Below are 17,161 nucleotides of genomic sequence, written 5' to 3' on the forward strand. Positions count from 1 at the left end.
TTTAGAAATCCCAGGCGGCTTGCTGAAGCACCACGCGGTAGCCATCGGGGTCAGTAAAAGTAACTCCGTGCTGATTCCAGTACGGATTGTGAGCCGAAACCGACTCAAAGCCTGCTTCCCGCATTCGGTTCACGGCCAGTAGCCACTCATCGGCATCGGGTACGTAAAACACCAGCAGGTGCTCTGCCGACGGCACCCCAACGGCCGTATAGCCGCGCTGCGAAGTAAACTCCAGATGATACGGCGCCTGCGGGTGCCCCAGCATTAGCCCATCAAAGCCATCGTGGTTGGTAAACGAGCCGAGTACCGTCAGGCCCAGCCCGTCGCGGTAAAAACGGAGCAGCGCGTGCAAGTTGTTGGTAGGCCGGGCTACCCGTAGCTTAGGAACCATGCGTGGCTGGCTGAGGTAGAGCCGATAAGCCGGCCTTGGTTGCGGCCGCCAGCACCAGCTCTGCATTCACGTCTGGGTCGCAGGTAGTGGATGGCACGCGCACTACGGAGCGGTCATCGAGGCCGTGGCTGTACGTTTTGTCGTAATAATCCAGCACCAGGCTCACCATCTTTTCCATGTCGTCTTCGCCAATAGCTGCTAGGGCCTCTTTGGTTACCAAGCCGCCCAGGCGCTTGCGGATGCGTAGCACGCTAGTAGCCAGGGCAGCCGGGTCGTGGCGGCCATATTCTTCGGCCAGCTTGCGCACGCGCAGCTCTCTTGGGATTTCCAGCACCACCAGCGGGGCCGACCGCAACTGCGCAAACAGCGGCGGCGGCACATGAATGCTACCAATGGTGCGGCTTTCATCCTCTACCCAAACAGGCGCAGCTACGGGCAAGGCCGCCAGTACTAGGGCCAAATTGTTCTCAAACTGCTCCTGCGTAGGCTGGGCGCTCTGGCCAATGCTGCCAAAAGCAGAGCCTTTGTGGCTGGCTAGTCCTTCTAGGTCCAGCACGGGTTGCTGGCGCGCGGCCAGGGCATGCAGCACATCCGTCTTGCCCGAGCCAGTAAGGCCGCCTAGTACCCACAACGGGCGCGTTGTGGCAAATTGCGCCAACGCCCAATGGCGGTAATCTTTGTACCCTTTATCGAGCAGTTGCACCTGAAAGCCAGCCAGCTCCAACAGCCACAGCACGGCCCCGCTGCGCATACCGCCGCGCCAGCAATGCACCCGCACTTGTTTGTGCGGGGCCAGCTTCTGGGCCTGCTTTACCATCTGGCTCATGCGGGGCCCAAAAAAATCGAGGCCTAGCAGCACGGCCCGGTCCTGGCTTATTTGCTTGTAAGTGGTCCCGATGCTGGCGCGTTCCTCATCAGAAAACAACGGAAAGCTGAGCGCCCCCGGAATATGCCCTTGGGCGTACTCAACAGGAGCGCGCACATCCAGAATGGGAATATCAGAAGGACCTTGCAGAAAGTCAGGAAGGGAAAGACGAGGCATAGAAGGAAAGGACTGGAAGGCAGTTGGCCCGGTCAGGAAAAAAGAGAGAAAAGCGGCCGGGAAGCCAGCGCCTTACTGCAGCTGCCGCCGATACAGCTGAATGGTATTCTCAAGCCCCAGGTACAGGGCATCACAAATCAGGGCGTGCCCGATGCTAACCTCCGCCAAGCCGGGTAAGTTCTGGTGCAGATACGCTAGGTTGTCAAGGTCAAGGTCGTGGCCCGCGTTCAGGCCCAAGCCCAGCTGCTGGGCGAGCTCAGCGGCTTCGCGGTAGGGCCGGATAGCCGCCTCGCGTCCGGCATGAAACTGGCGGGCGTATTCCTCGGTGTAGAGCTCAATCCGGTCGGTGCCGGTGCTAGCCGCCGCCCGAACCAGCTCCGGTACGGGGTCCAGGAAAATACTGACCCTAGCGCCTAGCCCTTTCAGCTCCTTTACTATATCCTGCAGGTACTCCTGGTGCCGGGAGGTGTCCCAGCCAGCATTGGAGGTAATGGCATCGGGGGCATCGGGCACCAGCGTAACCTGTTCGGGCCGCACCTCGCGCACCAAATCCATGAAATCTGGCGTGGGGTTGCCTTCCACGTTCAGCTCCGTGGTCACCACCTTTTTCAGGTCGCGCACGTCCTGATAGCGGATGTGGCGCTCATCGGGCCGCGGATGCACCGTAATACCTTGGGCTCCGAACCGCTCACAGTCGCGAGCGGCTTGCAGCAGATCGGGGCGGTTGTGGCCGCGTGCATTCCGCAGGGTGGCTATTTTATTTATGTTTACACTAAGCTTCGTCATTAGAAAGGCGGGCTGAGGGGTGGTACATTGTCAAAGATACGCACCTAAACCACCAGCCGCTCTTTTCAGTTTTTCATCATGACCATCACTTCTACTATTCGTTGGCGCCCTGCTGTGTTCTTCTGCCTGCTGGTGCTGGCGGTGGTAGGAGTGGAGCTGCTAGTAATCCGACGGCCTGAGTTCAATAGTAGGCCCTTGCTGCCCGCGGCGGTTTCCGCTGATGTGCTGCTGGGGTTGCCGCTATTGTATTACTGGTTGGTGGTGCGGCCCTACCGGCTGCCGGCTACATCAGTGGTAGGGGCGTTTGTGGCCGCAGTAGCCCTAGCCACTTGGCTGATTCCGGTGCCGCAACAGGAATATGTACACTTGGCCTCGCGGGCGCTGGCAGGGGTAGAGGTCTTTGCTCTGACTATGGCCCTAGTTAAGCTGCGCCGCTTACGCCGGGCCTATCTGGCGGCTCGCCTTACAGATATTGATGTAGTAGCCAACCTTACTACGGCTTTCCGCAGCGTGTTCGGGCGGGCGATGGGAGTTTTTGTGTCGGAAATCAGCCTGTTTTATTATGCACTGCTGAGCTGGCGTGCTCGGCCCGAAGTAGCTGCCCCCGACACCGTGTTTACCTCGTACCGCGAGTCGGCTTTCACCGCCACGATGGCTACTGTCGGCTTGCTGTCAGTGGCAGAGATGGGCGCCGCTCATGTATTGCTGGTGCGCTGGAGCCCCACGGTCGCGTGGGTGGGGCTGGCGCTGCACCTGTATGGGCTGATGTTGCTGCTGGCGCATAGCCGGGCCGTGCGGTTGCGGCCCATCCGGTTTACTGAAAACCAGGAGCTAGTGCTGCGGACCGGATTTTTCTGGCTCGTGCGCCTGCCGGCTTCTGCCATTACAGCGTGCCAACCCCTCACAGATGCACCGAAGCCAGCGGTGGGCTTGCTTAACTTGGCAGGTCCGCTGCTTACCCCGCCCAACGTATTGCTTACTCTCGAGCAGCCGTATCTGGCCGCTGGGCCGTACGGAATCAGCCGGCCGGTGCGGCAGGTAGCGCTTTACGTTGATCAGCCCGCCGCTTTCTGCCAGGCTCTGGCATTGGCCTGAGGGTAGAGAAAGGGGCTTGTTGCCTTAAAAAACTGTAATCTTGCACCTTCATTATCCCTCCTGACTATGGCCCTGAAAGAAATCATCGACGCCGATATAAAAAAGGCCATGCTGGCCAAAGACAAAGTACGCCTGACGGCTTTGCGCAGCATTAAATCCCAGATTCTGCTGGCCGAAACTGCCGAAGGACAGCATGGCGCGGCCCTCACCAGCGAGGCCGAGCTGAAGCTGCTGACCAAATCGGCCAAACAACGCCGCGAGGCCGCCGAGATGTACCAGAAGCAGTTCCGCTCCGATCTGGAGGAAATTGAGCTGGCGGAGCTGGCCATCATTGAAGAATACCTGCCCCAGCAGCTTTCCGAGGCTGATTTAGTAGAAAAGCTGGTTGACATTATCCAGCGCGTAGGTGCCACCGGTCCTTCCGACTTGGGCAAGGTAATGGGGGTAGCAGCCCGCGAGCTGTCAGGCCAAGCCGATGGCCGCCAGATTTCGCAGGCCGTCAACAACCTGCTCAACAACACTAACCTCTAAAAGCGTACAACTCAGCCGGCGTCGTACGGGGTTTGATGGTCTGGGTGGCCTAGGGCAAACCGAACAGCAAACCCCGTACGGCGCCGGCTTGGGTGCTTTCTTCCGCCTTCCGCATGTCCGCTTTTGATATTCTCCTGCTAATTCCGCTCGGTATTGGTGCCGTAAAAGGTTACCGCCGCGGACTAGTGCTGGAGGTGGCCTCACTGCTGGCCTTCGTGCTCGGAGTAATAGGTGGGCTGGTATTGCTGAATGATGCTATTCCGCTGGTACGCCATTACGTTGGCGATGCCTTCGGCATGTTGCCGTTGGTGGCATTCGTGCTGGTGTTTGCGGCCATTGTGTGGGGCGTGCATCTGCTCAGTAACTTTATCCGGACAGCCGTGCACCTGACGCCGCTAGGGGTTTTGGATAGCATAGGCGGGGCCGTGAGCGGCGTATTGAAATGGGTGCTTGGCCTGAGCTTGCTGCTACACGGTATTGGTATGGCGGGCTTGCAGCTCATTTCGCCTCAGCTACTGGCCGAGTCACAGGTGCTGCCCGTGGTGCGTGAGGCTACGCCCGTGGCTCTGAGCATTGTCGGCTTCGTAATGCCTTTTGCCGATACCTTGCTGGAAAAGCTGCGGCAAGTATTTTAGACAAGGACAAGAAGCCTGAAATAGCGCGAGGAAGCCTTGGCCGGCCTTGCTGACGCGTTTCTGGGCCACCTTACTCTACCACTTATGCGTCTGTTACTGCTCGATAATTTCGATTCGTTTACCTATAACCTGCTGGATTACTTTCAGCAGCTCGGGTGCGATGTGCTGGTACGGCGCAATGATGTAGCCTTACCGCAGCTGGGACAGGAGTCGTTTGATGCCATTGTACTGTCGCCGGGGCCAGGCACGCCGGCGGCCGCCGGTAATATGCCAGCCGTAATTCAGCAGTATCATCAGCGGGTGCCAATGTTGGGCGTATGCCTTGGTCATCAGGCGCTTGGGGAGTTTTTTGGGGCTAGCCTTGTGCGCAGTGCAAAGCCCATGCACGGGAAAGTATCGGAAGTAAGCTGGACAGAGCCCGATGCGTTGTGGGCCGGGCTGCCGGCACATATGCCGGTTACGCGCTACCACTCGCTTGTGCTAAAAGAGCTGCCGCCCACGTTAAGTGCCCTAGCGGTTACGGCCGATGCCACCGCCGAGCTGATGGCGCTTCGCCACCGCACGCTGCCGCTATATGGCGTGCAGTTTCACCCTGAAGCTCTGCTAACTCCGTATGGATTGGCATTGCTAGGCAATTGGGTGAAGAATTGTATCATTGCACAGACCGCTCCGGCTAGCCCAACCGGTCTGACTATATCCTGAGACAATGGAGTTGCAGATCAAGGAAAAAAACGGATTTCAATACGTAGATGAAGGCACCGGCGAGGTGCTGCTGCTGCTGCATGGCCTTTTTGGGGCCCTCAGCAACTGGCACGACGTGGTAGCGAAGTTCAGCTCAAGCCACCGCGTCATCATCCCGCTGCTTCCTATTTACGATATGCCGTTGCTGAAGGCGGGCGTGCCAGGCCTGGTGGGCTTTGTAGAAGACTTCCTGGCAGAAATCGGCCTCTCCGAAGCTACAACGGTATTGGGCAACTCTTTGGGCGGGCATATTGCTCTTGTATTCACGTTGCGCAACCCAACCAAGGTAGCGCGATTGGTCCTTACGGGCAGCAGCGGCCTGTTTGAAGACAGCATGGGCGGCTCTTTCCCCAAGCGCGGTAATTATGCCTACGTGCAGGAGCGAGTAGCCTATACCTTTTATGATCCGGCCGTAGCTACTCAAGAGCTGGTAGATGAAGTGTTCAGCGTCACGAATTCTAATGCTAAGTGCCTGCGCATCATTAGTATTGCGCGCTCAGCCCAGCGGCATAATCTAAGTAAGGAGCTCCACAACATCCGGGTGCCTACGCTCCTGGTTTGGGGCCTGAACGATACCATTACCCCTCCAATGGTAGCACACGAGTTTCACCGCCTGATCCGGGGCTCCGAGCTGCGTTTTCTGGACCACTGCGGGCACGCCCCCATGATGGAGCGCCCCGCCGAGTTCAACCACCTGCTCCAACAGTTTCTGGTGCGCACTAGCCTGCCGGTTGAGAGCTAAGGCAGCCGAAACTGGACCTTCATCGGTTGGGTGCAACTATTGACCTAGTGGTGCCGCCCTTACGGCTAGTTAGTACGTAAGTAGTACCAGAAAAACTTTCCTTTGGTCCTGGCGCTTATAGTGCCCCACTGGCTTCCTTTCGCTCTGCTATCTGGCTGTTTCTGATGAACTCTATTATTGCCGAAGATCTACTGAATCAAATGATTCCGCCGCTGAAAGCGACCGACTCAACCGAGAAGGCGGCGCGTTGGCTGGATGAGTTTCACGTGAGCCAGCTGCCCGTTCTCAACAACCGCCAGTACCTAGGCCTTATCACTGAGGCCGACCTGCTGGACCAGGAAGCCACCGAACAGGAGCTAGGCAAGATGGCGCTGAAATATGGTAACGTGCATGTGCAGCGTGACCAGCATTTCTACAACATTATCGAGCTGGCCGTACAAAATAAAATACAGCTAGTGCCCGTCCTGGATGACCAACATGAATACCTGGGCGTGGTAACCATCAGTGATACGCTGGCGGCTTTTGGGAAAGTACCCGTTGCCAGCCATCAGCAAGGCATTATTGTACTGGCCATGGAGGAGCGTGACTACTCGCTTACCCAAATCAGCCGTTACGTAGAAGAGAACAACGCCAAAATCATCAGTTCCCATGTGGCGCAGGATGAGCATGATCCGTATAGGATTCGCCTTACGCTTAAACTCAATACGCCCAATATTACCCGCATTATTGCCACGCTGGAGCGGTTTGGCTATTCTATTACGGCGCAGTTCAGCGGTACTGAGGAGGTAGGCGAAGACGAACAAGAACGCTACAGCGCCTTGTTGCGCTACCTCAACATTTGAGCCCGTTGCTGTAGTGCTGATTTGCTTACTGACGTTGCTGCTAGGTCTGTTTCCGGCGTCAACTCCCCCCAACTTACCACTTCCTTCTACCAGCGCGGTAGTATTCCCCGACTCTCTGCGCCGCGCAACTACTGACAGCCTGCTGCAGGTGCAGTGCCCTGACTACACCACGCTGCGGGTTGCCAGCATTTTGTTTGTGGGCAACAAAGTCACCAAGGAGCCAGTGTTGCGGGCCGAGCTGGATTTTCGGGAAGGCGACACTATGCCAGCCGAGGCGCTTGCCCGCAGGCTGGAGCTGAACCGGCGGCGACTATTCAATCTGCAGCTCTTTCATCAAGTACTCGTCCAGGTGGTTTGCCGCAACGGAGAGCTGACCATTCTCTACAGCCTGCAGGAGCGCTGGTATACATTCCCAGTGCCTATCCTGTCCCTGGCCGACCGAAACTTCCGCTCCTGGCTTGACCGGCCGGATCGGTGGCAGCGCGTCGATTATGGCTTGCACCTCGTTCGCCGCAACTTCCGGGGCCGTAACGAGCAGTTGCTGGCCAATTTGCAGCTAGGCTTTAACCGCAAATACGAGCTGTTCTATGAAGCGCCTGGCTACGGCCAAAAGCGGCGTATTGGGTTCGGGGGCGGCTATTCTTACTACCGCAGCCACGCGCTCGACTATACTACTACCAACGACCAGCTTCGAAACCTGCGCCAGGAGAATGATTTTCCTATTGAGCGGCAATATGCTACGGCTGGCCTGCGCTGGCGCCGGACAGTGCAGCACCTTACGGCGCTAGATATTTCGTACCACCAGGAGCGAATATCGGATTCCGTACGGTACTATAATCCAACGTATTTTCTGCATGCCTCCCAGCGCCGGTACCTTGATTTCAGCCTTACTAGTACCTTAAATCAGCGCAACACATTCGCTTACCCCCTTACCGGGCAGTTTGCCCAGGCTACGCTCTCGTACCGTACTTTCTTAACAAGCGGCAGTCCAGATATTATCACCCTGCGTGGCCGGTACGCCCGGTATATGGCCCTAGGTGGCCCCTTCTACTATAGTGTTGGTGCACTAGGGCAGATGCGTTTTTCTCGTCAGCTTTCGTACCTCGATAGTAGAGCCTTTGGCTACGATGTACTTGTGCGCGGCTATGACCGATATGTGGTGGAAGGACAGCACTTCGGGCTGTTGCAACAAGGGCTCACGTACCGGCTCTTGGATGTGGGCCAACTGCAAATCAATGGCCTGCGCAGTCGTCGGTTCAACACCATACCACTGGTATTTTATTTAAATACTTTTGTAGATATGGGTTACGTCCGGCAGCCAATCGTTATTGAGACTAACAGCCTTCCCAATCGGTTGCTGGCTTCAGCAGGCCTAGCGTTGCACCTAGTTACTTATTACGACTGGGTCTTGACCCTAGAGTACGCTCAGACTCTTCAGCGACAAGGTGGTTTCTTTTTTCGCACTCAGTTTCCCATCTGAGTTCTTTCTCGCGGCTTTGGCCGGGTTACGTTTTTGTTATGAAAATAGCCATTCTGGGTAAGCCTTTCAGCGAGCATCAAACCGCTTTTCTGCAGGATATGATTGACGATTTGATTCGTCGTCAGGCAGAAGTAAGCATACTGGAATCTTTTTATGAGTATTTAAGCCAGCATATACAGCTACCGGACTGCATCACCACCTTCCGCCGCGGCGACTCATTGGCAGGTACCCGCTTTGTGCTCAGCATCGGTGGTGACGGAACTCTACTGGACACTGTCACGCATGTGGGCGCCATGCAAATTCCCATCTTGGGCATCAATACAGGGCGTCTCGGATTTCTTGCTACCATTTCTCCAGACAAAATTGGGCCGGCCATTGATGCGCTATTCAAGGGGCACTTTGTACTCGAAGACCGAAGCCTGATTCGGGTAGATACTGACCCTGATACATTTGGCAGTATCAACTTCGGCCTCAATGAGTTCAGTATCCTGAAGCGAGATACTTCCTCTATGATTGTGGTCCACACCTATATCGATGGCGAGTACCTGAATTCCTACTGGGCTGATGGGCTGATAGTGGCTACACCCACAGGTTCAACGGGCTATTCGCTAAGCTGTGGCGGACCAGTTATGCTGCCTCAAACAAACAATTTTATCATAGCTCCCGTATGTCCCCACAATCTGAACGTGCGGCCCCTAATCGTGTCAGACCGGAGTGTGATTTCCTTCGAGATTGAAGGTAGGAGCAATAATTTCTTGCTTTCTCTCGACTCGCGGTCAATGACAGTGGAAGCCGGAATTCAGATTGCGGTTCGCCGCGAAAACTTTAACGCTCGCCTAGTAAAGCTTAATCATGTTAACTTCCTAAGTACCTTGCGTAGCAAATTGAACTGGGGCCTGGACCGCCGGAACCCTGCTGGGATACCTGTTTGAGCATAGGGTTTTTCTATTAATTGTTTTTAAAGTTCACGGCATCTGCTACTTTTGTCGCTATCTGCGACCGTGTCCATACACTTTTGTTCGCCTCCGAAATCGCAATATTTTTAACATTCGCTTAATATGAAGCAACTCTTCACCCACACTATTGCCCTGTTACTAGTCCTTGCGCTGGTGGCGTCTGAGGCCAGTGCGCAGCAGTTCAGCAAGCGGAAGCAATACAATTCCGTAGGTGTGAGCCTGAACGCCATGAACTATTTCGGCGACATCACACCTAAGCCTAGCATTCCTAGCTTTCGTGCCGGTGCCACCCGTCCTAACTTGGGTCTGACGTTCACCCGTCGTTTCACTCCACGTGTTTCTGCACGTGCTTCTTTGTCATACGGTCGTATCACGGGCGAAGACTCAAAAGCAGCTGATCAGAACGATGGCGACGCAAAATTCCGTTACAACCGTAACATGAACTTCCGGAATGACATTTTGGAGTTTGCTGCTACGGGTATCTTCGACCTGATCGAAAATCGTAACAACTATATTAAGCGTCCAGATTTCGTTCCATACGTGTTTGGTGGTGTAGGCGTAATTCGTCACAATCCTAAGGGCTTGAACGCCAGCGGTGACTATGTTGCTCTTCAGCCATTGCGTACTGAAGGTCAGTCTAGCGCGTATAGCCTGGGTCAATTTGTAATTCCTTTCGGCGCTGGTGCCCGGTACAAGCTCAACCGTCAGTTTGACATTGGCTTGGAGCTAGGCTTCCGCAAAACATTTACTGACTACTTAGACGATGTAAGCACCGACTACGTTAGCTCGAGAAATGATTTAGCTGCTGGTGATGCTCAGTACTTCGGCTGGGATATCACTCGTAACTTCCCAGGTACTTGGAACCGCGAAAACCAGAGCGGCTACCAGCGTGGTAAGAGCAATGAGAAAGATTGGTACACTACATTGGGTGTATCGCTAAACTATATCCTCGCTCCGCGAGTAAGAAGCCCCAAATTCCGATAGCCAGCAGCAACTGGCTGTTATATTTCACCAACAGTCAGTCTGATGACCAAATCGACTCTCTTCAAAACACTCCTGATCGGCTTGCTGCCGGTGAGGAGTGTTTTTTTTGCCCCTACCGCAACCGCCCAAAATACCAGCGAAATAGGCGTAGGATTAGGCGGACTCACATACAAAGGCGAGTTGTCTCCTTCGTATCAATTCCGCAACAACCGCCCGGCCTTCACGGCTTTCTATCGGAAAGACATTTCCGCCCCGGTAACTCTGCGAGCAGGCCTAACGGGCGGAATGCTGCGGGCTACTGACCAGACTGTGAAAGGTGTGAACGGTACTCCAGCCCCTTTGGCTGCTTATCGGAACTCCTATATGAAAGGTAGCTTGTTAGAAGTGTCGGGGGTGATGGAGTATAATTTCTTCGACTACCACGACCGGCACGACAAAGTCCATCTTACTCCGTATGTATTTGTGGGAGTGGCTGGATTTTATGCCCATACCAAAATGGGAGTAGAAGGCGGTAACTCAGGAGAGTACCAAGGAAATTTTGGGGTAGCAATACCTGCTGGCCTTGGCTTGAAGTATGCTTTGTCGAAGCATTGGAACCTTGGCTTGGAAGCAGGGGCTAGGAAAACATTCACGGATAAGTTGGATGGCTATGGGAAAGACTTGCCATCGTCTGGGAGCCAGGATGAGGTACGTGGTAATCCACACGATCAGGACTGGTATTTCTATAACGGCGTGAGTGTTTCGTACACGTTCTATAAAATTCGCTGCCCCGATAAGAATATGGAAAAGGGCAGGAAGGAGTAGTAAAGGCGGCACTAGCCGCCTTTACTAAACGAAGTGCCGGATTGTTTAGCGGTTCACAGCCCTTCGCATACTAAATGCGGAGGGCTGTTCGTATTTTAGCAGCCAAGCACAACTGATTATCAGGCAGAGGGGAATGCAACCATTTGCGTAACTTGCGGCCTCTTTACGCAAAAAGTACCAATGGCCGTCCGGTCCGAGATAGATTCCCAGAATATTCCTGCCCACGTAGCTGTTATCATGGATGGTAATGGCCGGTGGGCCAAGCAGAAGGGTGGCCTACGCATTTTCGGGCACCAAAGCGCCATTACGGCGGTGCGCGAAACTGTGGAGGCAGCCGCCGAGGTAGGTGTGCAGTACCTAACCTTATATGCCTTCTCCACCGAGAACTGGTCGAGGCCGGCGCACGAGGTGATGGCACTTATGCAACTCTTGGTGCACACCATTCGGCAGGAAACGCCTACACTGCTCAAGAACAGCATTCGGCTGCAGGCTATCGGGCAGATTGAAAACCTACCGAAATCTTGCCAAAAGGAGCTGGCGGAGGCCATTGAGCTTACCAAAGGTGGCACCCGCACCACACTGATATTAGCCTTGAGCTACAGTGGCCGCTGGGATCTGACGCAGGCTTCGCAGCGCATGGCCGTCGAGGTGGCTGCCGGTCGTCTGCAGCCAGAGCAGATAACGGAGCAGACAATTGCTGGATTCCTTACCACCGCGGGTATACCGGACCCAGCCTTGCTAATCCGGACGAGTGGTGAACAGCGCATCAGCAACTTTTTGCTGTGGCAGCTGGCCTATACTGAATTGTTTATTACAGAGCTGCTGTGGCCTGATTTCCGTCGGGAGCATTTCTACGATGCTTTGCGCGCCTATCAGCAGCGCGAGCGTCGGTTTGGAAAAACCAGTGAGCAGCTAACCGTTTCGTAATCTCAGAACATGAGTTCTTCCTACCATAAAATACTTCCGGCCGCTGCTCTTGCCTTAACTCTAGGAGCAGCTCCGGTTGGCACACTTCTGGCGCAAACGCAGCCTGCCACGGCAGCTGGTGAGCAACCACAACGGTATACGTTGGGCGGCGTCACGGTCAGTGGTGCGCGCTACCTGGATCCTAATACGCTTATTGGCCTGACTGGGTTAAAAATAGGCGACCCTATTACCATTCCGGGGGAGGAAATTGGTAAGGCTATCCGCCGGCTCTGGGATCAGGGCATATTGGGAGATGTAAGCGTAAGCATTGCCCGCACCGAGGGCACGCGTATTTTCCTAGATTTTAATCTGAAGGAGCGGCCCCGGCTATCCAAATTTGAGTTCTCGGGCATTGGCAAGGGCCAAGCTGATGAACTGAAAAACAAGATCAAGCTGATCCGGGGCAAAGTGGTGACGGATGCGCTGCTGAGCAATACTCGCTCGCAGGTGCGGAAGTTCTATACCAATAAGGGTTTCCTAGACGCGAAGGTCAATATTACGCAGCTGCCGGATTCGTCGCTTTCGAATAGCGTTGTCCTGAACATCAACGTTGACAAAGGCTCGAAGATCAAAATTAACGACATCGTCTTTGAAGGCAATTCCGCGTATTCAGACAGCAAGCTCAAGGGCAAACTGAAGAAAACGAAGGAAAAGAAGTTTCCGAAGCTCTTCAACTCCGGTAAGTTTCAGCCGAAGGAGTTTTCTGACGATAAGCAAAAGCTCCTCGACTTCTACAACAGCGAAGGCTACCGCGACGCGACTGTGTTGTCGGATACGCTGGAGCGGGTTGGTGATGCGTTGCGCCTGACCATTAAGATTGATGAGGGGCCTAAGTATTACTTCCGCAACATCAGCTGGAAGGGTAATTACCTCTACGATGACCGCACGCTGGCATCGGTTCTGGGCATTAAGGAGGGTAGTGTATATAGTAAAGAAACGCTGGATAAGCGCCTGAACTATAACCCGACCGGCCAAGACGTAACCTCGCTCTATATGAACGACGGCTACCTCTTCTTCCAGATCGAACCAGTTGAAACTAAAGTCGAAGGCGACTCAATTGATATTGAGATGCGCGTGACGGAGGGTGTGCAGGCTCGTATTAAAGATGTGAATATTGCGGGTAATACCAAGACCTCGGACCACGTGGTTCGGCGGGCCTTGTACACGTTGCCCGGCGATAAATTCAGCCGTGAACAGCTGATCCGTAGCCAGCGCGAAATTGCTACGCTAGGCTATTTTGACCCTGAAAAAATTGGGTTGAACCCCGTGCCGAATCAGGCCGATGGCACCGTGGACATCAACTACACGGTAGAGGAAAAGCCCTCCGACCAGATTACTCTCTCTGGTGGCTGGGGCGGATATGCCGGCTTTATCGGTACAGTGGGCCTAGTGTTTAACAACTTCTCCCTGCGGAAAGCTGGTACGCTGCGTAACTGGACGCCGGTACCCTCAGGTGATGGACAGCGTCTGGCGCTGAACGTACAAGCGAACGGCTTACAGTACCAGGCGTATTCCTTCTCCTTCACGGAGCCGTGGCTGGGTGGGCGTAAGCCGAACTCGCTGTCGGTGAGTTTAACCAAAACCATCTACCGCATCGGTACTAACTTCGATGCGTCTACCGGAAGCTTCCTTAAAACCAATGGGGGTAGCGTGAGCTTAGGCCGTCGTCTGCGGTGGCCCGATGACTACTTCACGCTGAGCAATGCGTTGTCGGTAACGCAGTATAAGCTCAACAAGTACCCTGGCTTTGAGGCATTCTTCGCGGGCGGAACGGGTAATGCTAACAACATTACCTTCAACACAACCCTAGCCCGAAACAGCATCGACAACCCAACGTTCACGCGGCGTGGTTCATCGTTGGCCTTGAGCGTTAACCTGACGCCTCCTTACTCTGTATTTCCGGGGGCGCACCCAAACGTGAATGAGTGGGTTGAGTTCCACAAATGGATGTTTGATGCCTCGTGGTTCTCGCCGGTGGTAGGCAAGCTGGTGTTGAATACCCGCGCCCACTTCGGCTTTATTGGCAGCTACGGAGGCGGCCGCCAGATCGGTCCGTTTGAACGCTTTAAGTTGGGCGGCTCCGGACTAGGGTACGGCGGCTCTGCTAACTTCCTAGCCGGTACTGAATACATCGGTCTGCGTGGCTATGCTGACCCCAATGACCCCAACTCGCTACCGGCTTCTCGCCAGTCTTCTACGGGTGGCGTTGCGTACAACAAGTTTGTGCTGGAAATGCGGTATCCGGTCAGCCTGAACCCGGCCGCGACGGTGTATGTACTTAGCTTCGCTGAGGCAGGCAACTCCTTTGAAACGTACAGTAATTACAACCCTTATAAGCTGTACCGTTCAGCTGGGGTAGGCGCTCGTATTTTCATGTCGGCATTCGGTTTGCTAGGCTTCGATTACGGCTGGGGCTTCGACAAAATACCGCCTTCTGCAGCCGGTGGTCAGAACCAGCAGAAGGGCATATTCCACTTTATCATTGGTCAGCAGCTCCGTTAAGCCCGGCGGTGCGGCCGGCAGCACTTCATCTTTTTTTACTATGAACAAGATGTTTTCGTGGGTAGCAGCTGCCATGCTGTTGCTAGGGGTGTTTTTGCCGCAAACCCTGCTGGCGCAGAAGTTCGGCTATGTCGATTCAGAATTTCTGATGAGCAAGCTCCCTGCTTATGCCCAAGCCCAACAGGAACTGAATACGCTTTCCAGCAACTGGCAAAAAGATATCGAGAGTCAGAAAAAAGACTTAGATAAGCTCTACCGGAATTATCAGGCCGAAGAAGTGGTTCTTACAGAGCCGATGAAGAAGAAGCGGCAGGATGAGATTCTGAAGAAGGAGCAGGACATTCGGGATTATCAGAACAAGATATTCGGCTTTGAAGGCCAGCTCTTTAAGAAGCGCCAGGAGCTAACCAAGCCGGTACAGGATCAGGTGTTTGAAGCCATTGAAAAAGTGGCTAAGAAAAAACAACTGGCCATCGTCTTTGATAAGTCCGGCGACCTGACCATGCTGTATACTAACCCTGTGCACGATTACACGGAGTTTGTGTTGGAGGAGTTAGGCTTGGCCTCCGAAGACCGTAACCAGCCTGCCCAAAAAGGAGCTGTGCGGACGGTGACCACCCCACAGGCGCCTGCAGGAAGCGCTGCTGTAGACGATGAGCCTGCTCCTGCCCGTACCAAGCAGCCGACCCGCACTACTACGCGTCCGGCAACACGAAAAAACTAACTTTGCGCATCTAACTCTCTGACATTTCCCTTTTTGATGACCACCATGAACAAATTCCGCGTTGCGCTGGCTGCTGCCGCCCTTACTTTCACCACGGCTACGGTTTCGATGGCCCAGACGGCCGCACCGCTGAAAATCGGGTACACCAGCGTGGAGTACGTGCTGAGCCAGATGCCTGAGAGCAAGCAAATTGAGTCACAGTTGAAAGACTACAGCGCTCAGCTTAAAAACCAGCTCGATACCAAATACAGCGAGTTCCAGACGAAAGCTGATGCTTTCCAGAAAGGTGCTACGGCCATGTCTGACCCAGTTCGTGCCGATAAGCAGAAAGAACTGCAGAACTTGCAGCAGTCAATTCAGGAGTTTCAGCAGAACGCAGAGACCTCTTTGCAGCAAAAGCAGCAAGCACTGCTGAAGCCAGCGCTGGACAAGCTCCAGAAGAACATTGATGCTGTAGCTGAGGAAAACGGCTACACCTACATTCTGAACTCTGATGGCGCTAGCCCAGTGTTGCTGCACGGCCCCAAAGAAGGTGACGTGTCGGACCTGGTGCTGAAGAAAATGGGTATCACGCCTGGTGCAGCTGCTGCCAAAATCAGCACGCCTGCGGCTTCCGCTCCGGCTGCTACTTCCGCAGCTCCGGCTGCTTCAAAAACCAAGACGAAGACCAAGAAGTAATCTGATATACGCGGCATTGCCCGTATTCACTGCACAGCCGAGGCCTATGCCTCGGCTGTTGCTGTTTTATAGACGCCTGTCAGCCTTGGCGACCGACTAGGGTCGTTGGTGGTTACAGCCTTAGTCAGCCTGAAAATTAACCTTTGCTGCTTTTGTGTGCTTTATGTTGGAGCCTGAAGAAGAAGTTACTGCGCATTTGCCTACTTACTTGCCACCCTCTGACCCCGCTGACCCGGAGGAGGATGAAACGGATGAAGGTGATGAGCTATATGAGCACCACCGCATCCGTGCCGACAAACGCCAGGTACTGCTACGGCTAGATAAATTCTTGCTGAATCGGCTGCATAGCACGTCGCGCACCCGTATTCAGGCGGCTATCAAAGCCGAGGCCGTGCAGGTAAACGACCAGCCCGTAAAGTCTAACTACCGCGTTAAGCCGTTTGATGTAATTACCGTTACGCTGCCTGAGCCGCCAATTGACTTTCGGGTATTGCCTGAGCCCATGGATTTGGACATCCGCTACGAGGATGCCGAACTGCTCATTGTGAACAAGCCGGCTGGCCTGGTAGTGCATCCGGCGTTTGGTAACTGGCATGGCACATTAGTTAATGGGCTAGCTCATCACTTGCAGAACCTGCCAACAGGGCGCAATGGCGAAATACGGCCAGGATTGGTGCATCGTATCGATAAGGATACTTCCGGGCTGCTGGTAGTGGGTAAAACTGAGTGGGCCATGACCCATTTGTCGAACCAGTTTTTCCATCATACCATTGAGCGCACCTATTTGGCGTTAGTGTGGGGAGTACCCAAAGAAGAAACCGGGACTATTCGTGGCAACGTAGGCCGTAGTCTGAAGGATCGGAAGGTGCAGTCTGTTTTCCCGGAAGGCGACCATGGAAAGCACGCCGTAACGCACTATAAAGTGTTGCGCTCTTTTGGTAAGGTAGCCTTGCTCCAGTGTAATCTGGAAACGGGACGTACGCATCAGATCAGGGTGCATATGAGGCATATCGGTCACCCTTTGTTTGGGGATGCTACGTATGGCGGCGATAAGATTGTGTATGGCCAGCGCACAGGTGCCTACAAGACGTTTGCAGAGAAATTGCTGGCCCTTATGCCTAGGCAAGCGCTACATGCAAAGTCCCTAGGGTTTGAGCACCCCGTCACGCGCGAACACATGCAGTTTGAAGCCGAATTACCCCTCGATTTTGCAACCGTGCTGGCAGAATGGGACAAGTATACAAGTAACGAAGAGTAACGCT

Annotated in this window: 18 protein-coding genes; 15 read left to right on the plus strand and 3 right to left on the minus strand. The window is 54.3% G+C overall.

Annotated features, from left to right (window positions below; translation table 11 throughout):
* Position 1: 1 nt before the first annotated feature.
* The 3 genes from ACYVGU_RS12905 to ACYVGU_RS12915 all read right to left on the minus strand — a co-directional run bounded on the left by ACYVGU_RS12905 (position 2) and on the right by ACYVGU_RS12915 (position 2,219).
* Complete coding sequence (locus tag ACYVGU_RS12905) at positions 2 to 391, minus strand: VOC family protein (RefSeq protein WP_460622431.1); 390 nt, start codon at positions 389 to 391, stop codon at positions 2 to 4.
* The gene (mnmH, locus tag ACYVGU_RS12910) at positions 381 to 1,433 is read right to left on the minus strand and encodes a tRNA 2-selenouridine(34) synthase MnmH (protein WP_460622432.1); all 1,053 of its coding nucleotides are present in this window, start codon (positions 1,431 to 1,433) and stop codon (positions 381 to 383) included. Before mnmH ends, ACYVGU_RS12905 begins: the two co-directional genes overlap by 11 nt.
* Positions 1,434 to 1,505: 72 nt before the next feature.
* Positions 1,506 to 2,219 carry a pyridoxine 5'-phosphate synthase gene (locus ACYVGU_RS12915; RefSeq protein ID WP_460615064.1) on the minus strand — a complete coding sequence of 238 codons (714 nt, stop codon included), beginning with the start codon at positions 2,217 to 2,219 and terminating at the stop codon, positions 1,506 to 1,508.
* Positions 2,220 to 2,297: 78 nt separating this feature from the next.
* Here ACYVGU_RS12915 and ACYVGU_RS12920 point away from each other — a divergent pair, with 78 nt between their 5' ends.
* From ACYVGU_RS12920 to ACYVGU_RS12990, 15 genes are all read left to right on the plus strand, one after another.
* On the plus strand, positions 2,298 to 3,314 hold the full coding sequence (locus ACYVGU_RS12920) for a hypothetical protein (protein ID WP_460622433.1): 1,017 nt from the start codon (positions 2,298 to 2,300) through the stop codon (positions 3,312 to 3,314).
* Positions 3,315 to 3,380: 66 nt separating this feature from the next.
* Positions 3,381 to 3,845, plus strand: a complete 465-nt coding sequence (locus ACYVGU_RS12925; protein WP_460622434.1) for a GatB/YqeY domain-containing protein — start codon at positions 3,381 to 3,383, stop codon at positions 3,843 to 3,845.
* 113 nt (positions 3,846 to 3,958) lie between these two features.
* A complete protein-coding gene (locus tag ACYVGU_RS12930; RefSeq protein WP_460622435.1) occupies positions 3,959 to 4,480 on the plus strand; it encodes a CvpA family protein in 522 nt (173 codons plus the stop codon).
* Positions 4,481 to 4,564: 84 nt separating this feature from the next.
* A complete protein-coding gene (locus tag ACYVGU_RS12935; protein ID WP_460622436.1) occupies positions 4,565 to 5,182 on the plus strand; it encodes an anthranilate synthase component II in 618 nt (205 codons plus the stop codon).
* A 4-nt stretch (positions 5,183 to 5,186) separates the two neighbouring features.
* Positions 5,187 to 5,963, plus strand: a complete 777-nt coding sequence (locus ACYVGU_RS12940; RefSeq protein WP_460615069.1) for an alpha/beta fold hydrolase — start codon at positions 5,187 to 5,189, stop codon at positions 5,961 to 5,963.
* Positions 5,964 to 6,127: 164 nt separating this feature from the next.
* A complete protein-coding gene (locus ACYVGU_RS12945; RefSeq protein ID WP_460615070.1) occupies positions 6,128 to 6,805 on the plus strand; it encodes a CBS domain-containing protein in 678 nt (225 codons plus the stop codon).
* Between the two features lie 13 nt (positions 6,806 to 6,818).
* A complete protein-coding gene (locus ACYVGU_RS12950) occupies positions 6,819 to 8,285 on the plus strand; it encodes a BamA/TamA family outer membrane protein (RefSeq protein WP_460622437.1) in 1,467 nt (488 codons plus the stop codon).
* A gap of 38 nt (positions 8,286 to 8,323) precedes the next feature.
* Positions 8,324 to 9,217 carry a diacylglycerol kinase catalytic domain-containing protein gene (locus ACYVGU_RS12955; protein WP_460615072.1) on the plus strand — a complete coding sequence of 298 codons (894 nt, stop codon included), beginning with the start codon at positions 8,324 to 8,326 and terminating at the stop codon, positions 9,215 to 9,217.
* Positions 9,218 to 9,343: 126 nt separating this feature from the next.
* On the plus strand, positions 9,344 to 10,225 hold the full coding sequence (locus ACYVGU_RS12960) for a DUF6089 family protein (protein WP_460615073.1): 882 nt from the start codon (positions 9,344 to 9,346) through the stop codon (positions 10,223 to 10,225).
* A 42-nt stretch (positions 10,226 to 10,267) separates the two neighbouring features.
* Positions 10,268 to 11,029 carry a type IX secretion system protein PorG gene (porG, locus tag ACYVGU_RS12965; protein WP_460615074.1) on the plus strand — a complete coding sequence of 254 codons (762 nt, stop codon included), beginning with the start codon at positions 10,268 to 10,270 and terminating at the stop codon, positions 11,027 to 11,029.
* 180 nt (positions 11,030 to 11,209) lie between these two features.
* A complete protein-coding gene (locus tag ACYVGU_RS12970) occupies positions 11,210 to 11,956 on the plus strand; it encodes an undecaprenyl diphosphate synthase family protein (protein WP_460615075.1) in 747 nt (248 codons plus the stop codon).
* Between the two features lie 9 nt (positions 11,957 to 11,965).
* Complete coding sequence (gene bamA, locus ACYVGU_RS12975) at positions 11,966 to 14,497, plus strand: outer membrane protein assembly factor BamA (protein WP_460622438.1); 2,532 nt, start codon at positions 11,966 to 11,968, stop codon at positions 14,495 to 14,497.
* A 40-nt stretch (positions 14,498 to 14,537) separates the two neighbouring features.
* Positions 14,538 to 15,221: an OmpH/Skp family outer membrane protein gene (locus ACYVGU_RS12980; protein WP_460615077.1), complete on the plus strand. Its 684-nt coding sequence runs from the start codon at positions 14,538 to 14,540 to the stop codon at positions 15,219 to 15,221.
* A 45-nt stretch (positions 15,222 to 15,266) separates the two neighbouring features.
* Complete coding sequence (locus ACYVGU_RS12985; protein ID WP_460615078.1) at positions 15,267 to 15,899, plus strand: OmpH/Skp family outer membrane protein; 633 nt, start codon at positions 15,267 to 15,269, stop codon at positions 15,897 to 15,899.
* A gap of 163 nt (positions 15,900 to 16,062) precedes the next feature.
* Positions 16,063 to 17,157, plus strand: coding sequence for an RluA family pseudouridine synthase (locus ACYVGU_RS12990; RefSeq protein ID WP_460622439.1), 1,095 nt, complete (start codon positions 16,063 to 16,065; stop codon positions 17,155 to 17,157).
* Positions 17,158 to 17,161: the final 4 nt, after the last annotated feature.

The organism is Hymenobacter tenuis, from assembly GCF_054780495.1.

Excerpts from the sequence above, each read along its gene's own strand:
- ACYVGU_RS12960 (WP_460615073.1), top strand. The coding sequence starts at position 9,344 with ATGAAGCAACTCTTCACCCACACTATTGCCCTGTTACTAGTCCTTGCG.
- ACYVGU_RS12920 (WP_460622433.1), top strand. The coding sequence starts at position 2,298 with ATGACCATCACTTCTACTATTCGTTGGCGCCCTGCTGTGTTCTTCTGC.
- bamA (WP_460622438.1), top strand. The coding sequence starts at position 11,966 with ATGAGTTCTTCCTACCATAAAATACTTCCGGCCGCTGCTCTTGCCTTA.
- ACYVGU_RS12905 (WP_460622431.1), bottom strand. The coding sequence starts at position 391 with ATGGTTCCTAAGCTACGGGTAGCCCGGCCTACCAACAACTTGCACGCG.
- ACYVGU_RS12925 (WP_460622434.1), top strand. The coding sequence starts at position 3,381 with ATGGCCCTGAAAGAAATCATCGACGCCGATATAAAAAAGGCCATGCTG.
- ACYVGU_RS12985 (WP_460615078.1), top strand. The coding sequence starts at position 15,267 with ATGAACAAATTCCGCGTTGCGCTGGCTGCTGCCGCCCTTACTTTCACC.
- porG (WP_460615074.1), top strand. The coding sequence starts at position 10,268 with ATGACCAAATCGACTCTCTTCAAAACACTCCTGATCGGCTTGCTGCCG.
- ACYVGU_RS12970 (WP_460615075.1), top strand. The coding sequence starts at position 11,210 with ATGGCCGTCCGGTCCGAGATAGATTCCCAGAATATTCCTGCCCACGTA.
- ACYVGU_RS12935 (WP_460622436.1), top strand. The coding sequence starts at position 4,565 with ATGCGTCTGTTACTGCTCGATAATTTCGATTCGTTTACCTATAACCTG.
- ACYVGU_RS12940 (WP_460615069.1), top strand. The coding sequence starts at position 5,187 with ATGGAGTTGCAGATCAAGGAAAAAAACGGATTTCAATACGTAGATGAA.
- ACYVGU_RS12945 (WP_460615070.1), top strand. The coding sequence starts at position 6,128 with ATGAACTCTATTATTGCCGAAGATCTACTGAATCAAATGATTCCGCCG.
- ACYVGU_RS12980 (WP_460615077.1), top strand. The coding sequence starts at position 14,538 with ATGAACAAGATGTTTTCGTGGGTAGCAGCTGCCATGCTGTTGCTAGGG.
- ACYVGU_RS12930 (WP_460622435.1), top strand. The coding sequence starts at position 3,959 with ATGTCCGCTTTTGATATTCTCCTGCTAATTCCGCTCGGTATTGGTGCC.
- mnmH (WP_460622432.1), bottom strand. The coding sequence starts at position 1,433 with ATGCCTCGTCTTTCCCTTCCTGACTTTCTGCAAGGTCCTTCTGATATT.
- ACYVGU_RS12955 (WP_460615072.1), top strand. The coding sequence starts at position 8,324 with ATGAAAATAGCCATTCTGGGTAAGCCTTTCAGCGAGCATCAAACCGCT.
- ACYVGU_RS12990 (WP_460622439.1), top strand. The coding sequence starts at position 16,063 with ATGTTGGAGCCTGAAGAAGAAGTTACTGCGCATTTGCCTACTTACTTG.
- ACYVGU_RS12915 (WP_460615064.1), bottom strand. The coding sequence starts at position 2,219 with ATGACGAAGCTTAGTGTAAACATAAATAAAATAGCCACCCTGCGGAAT.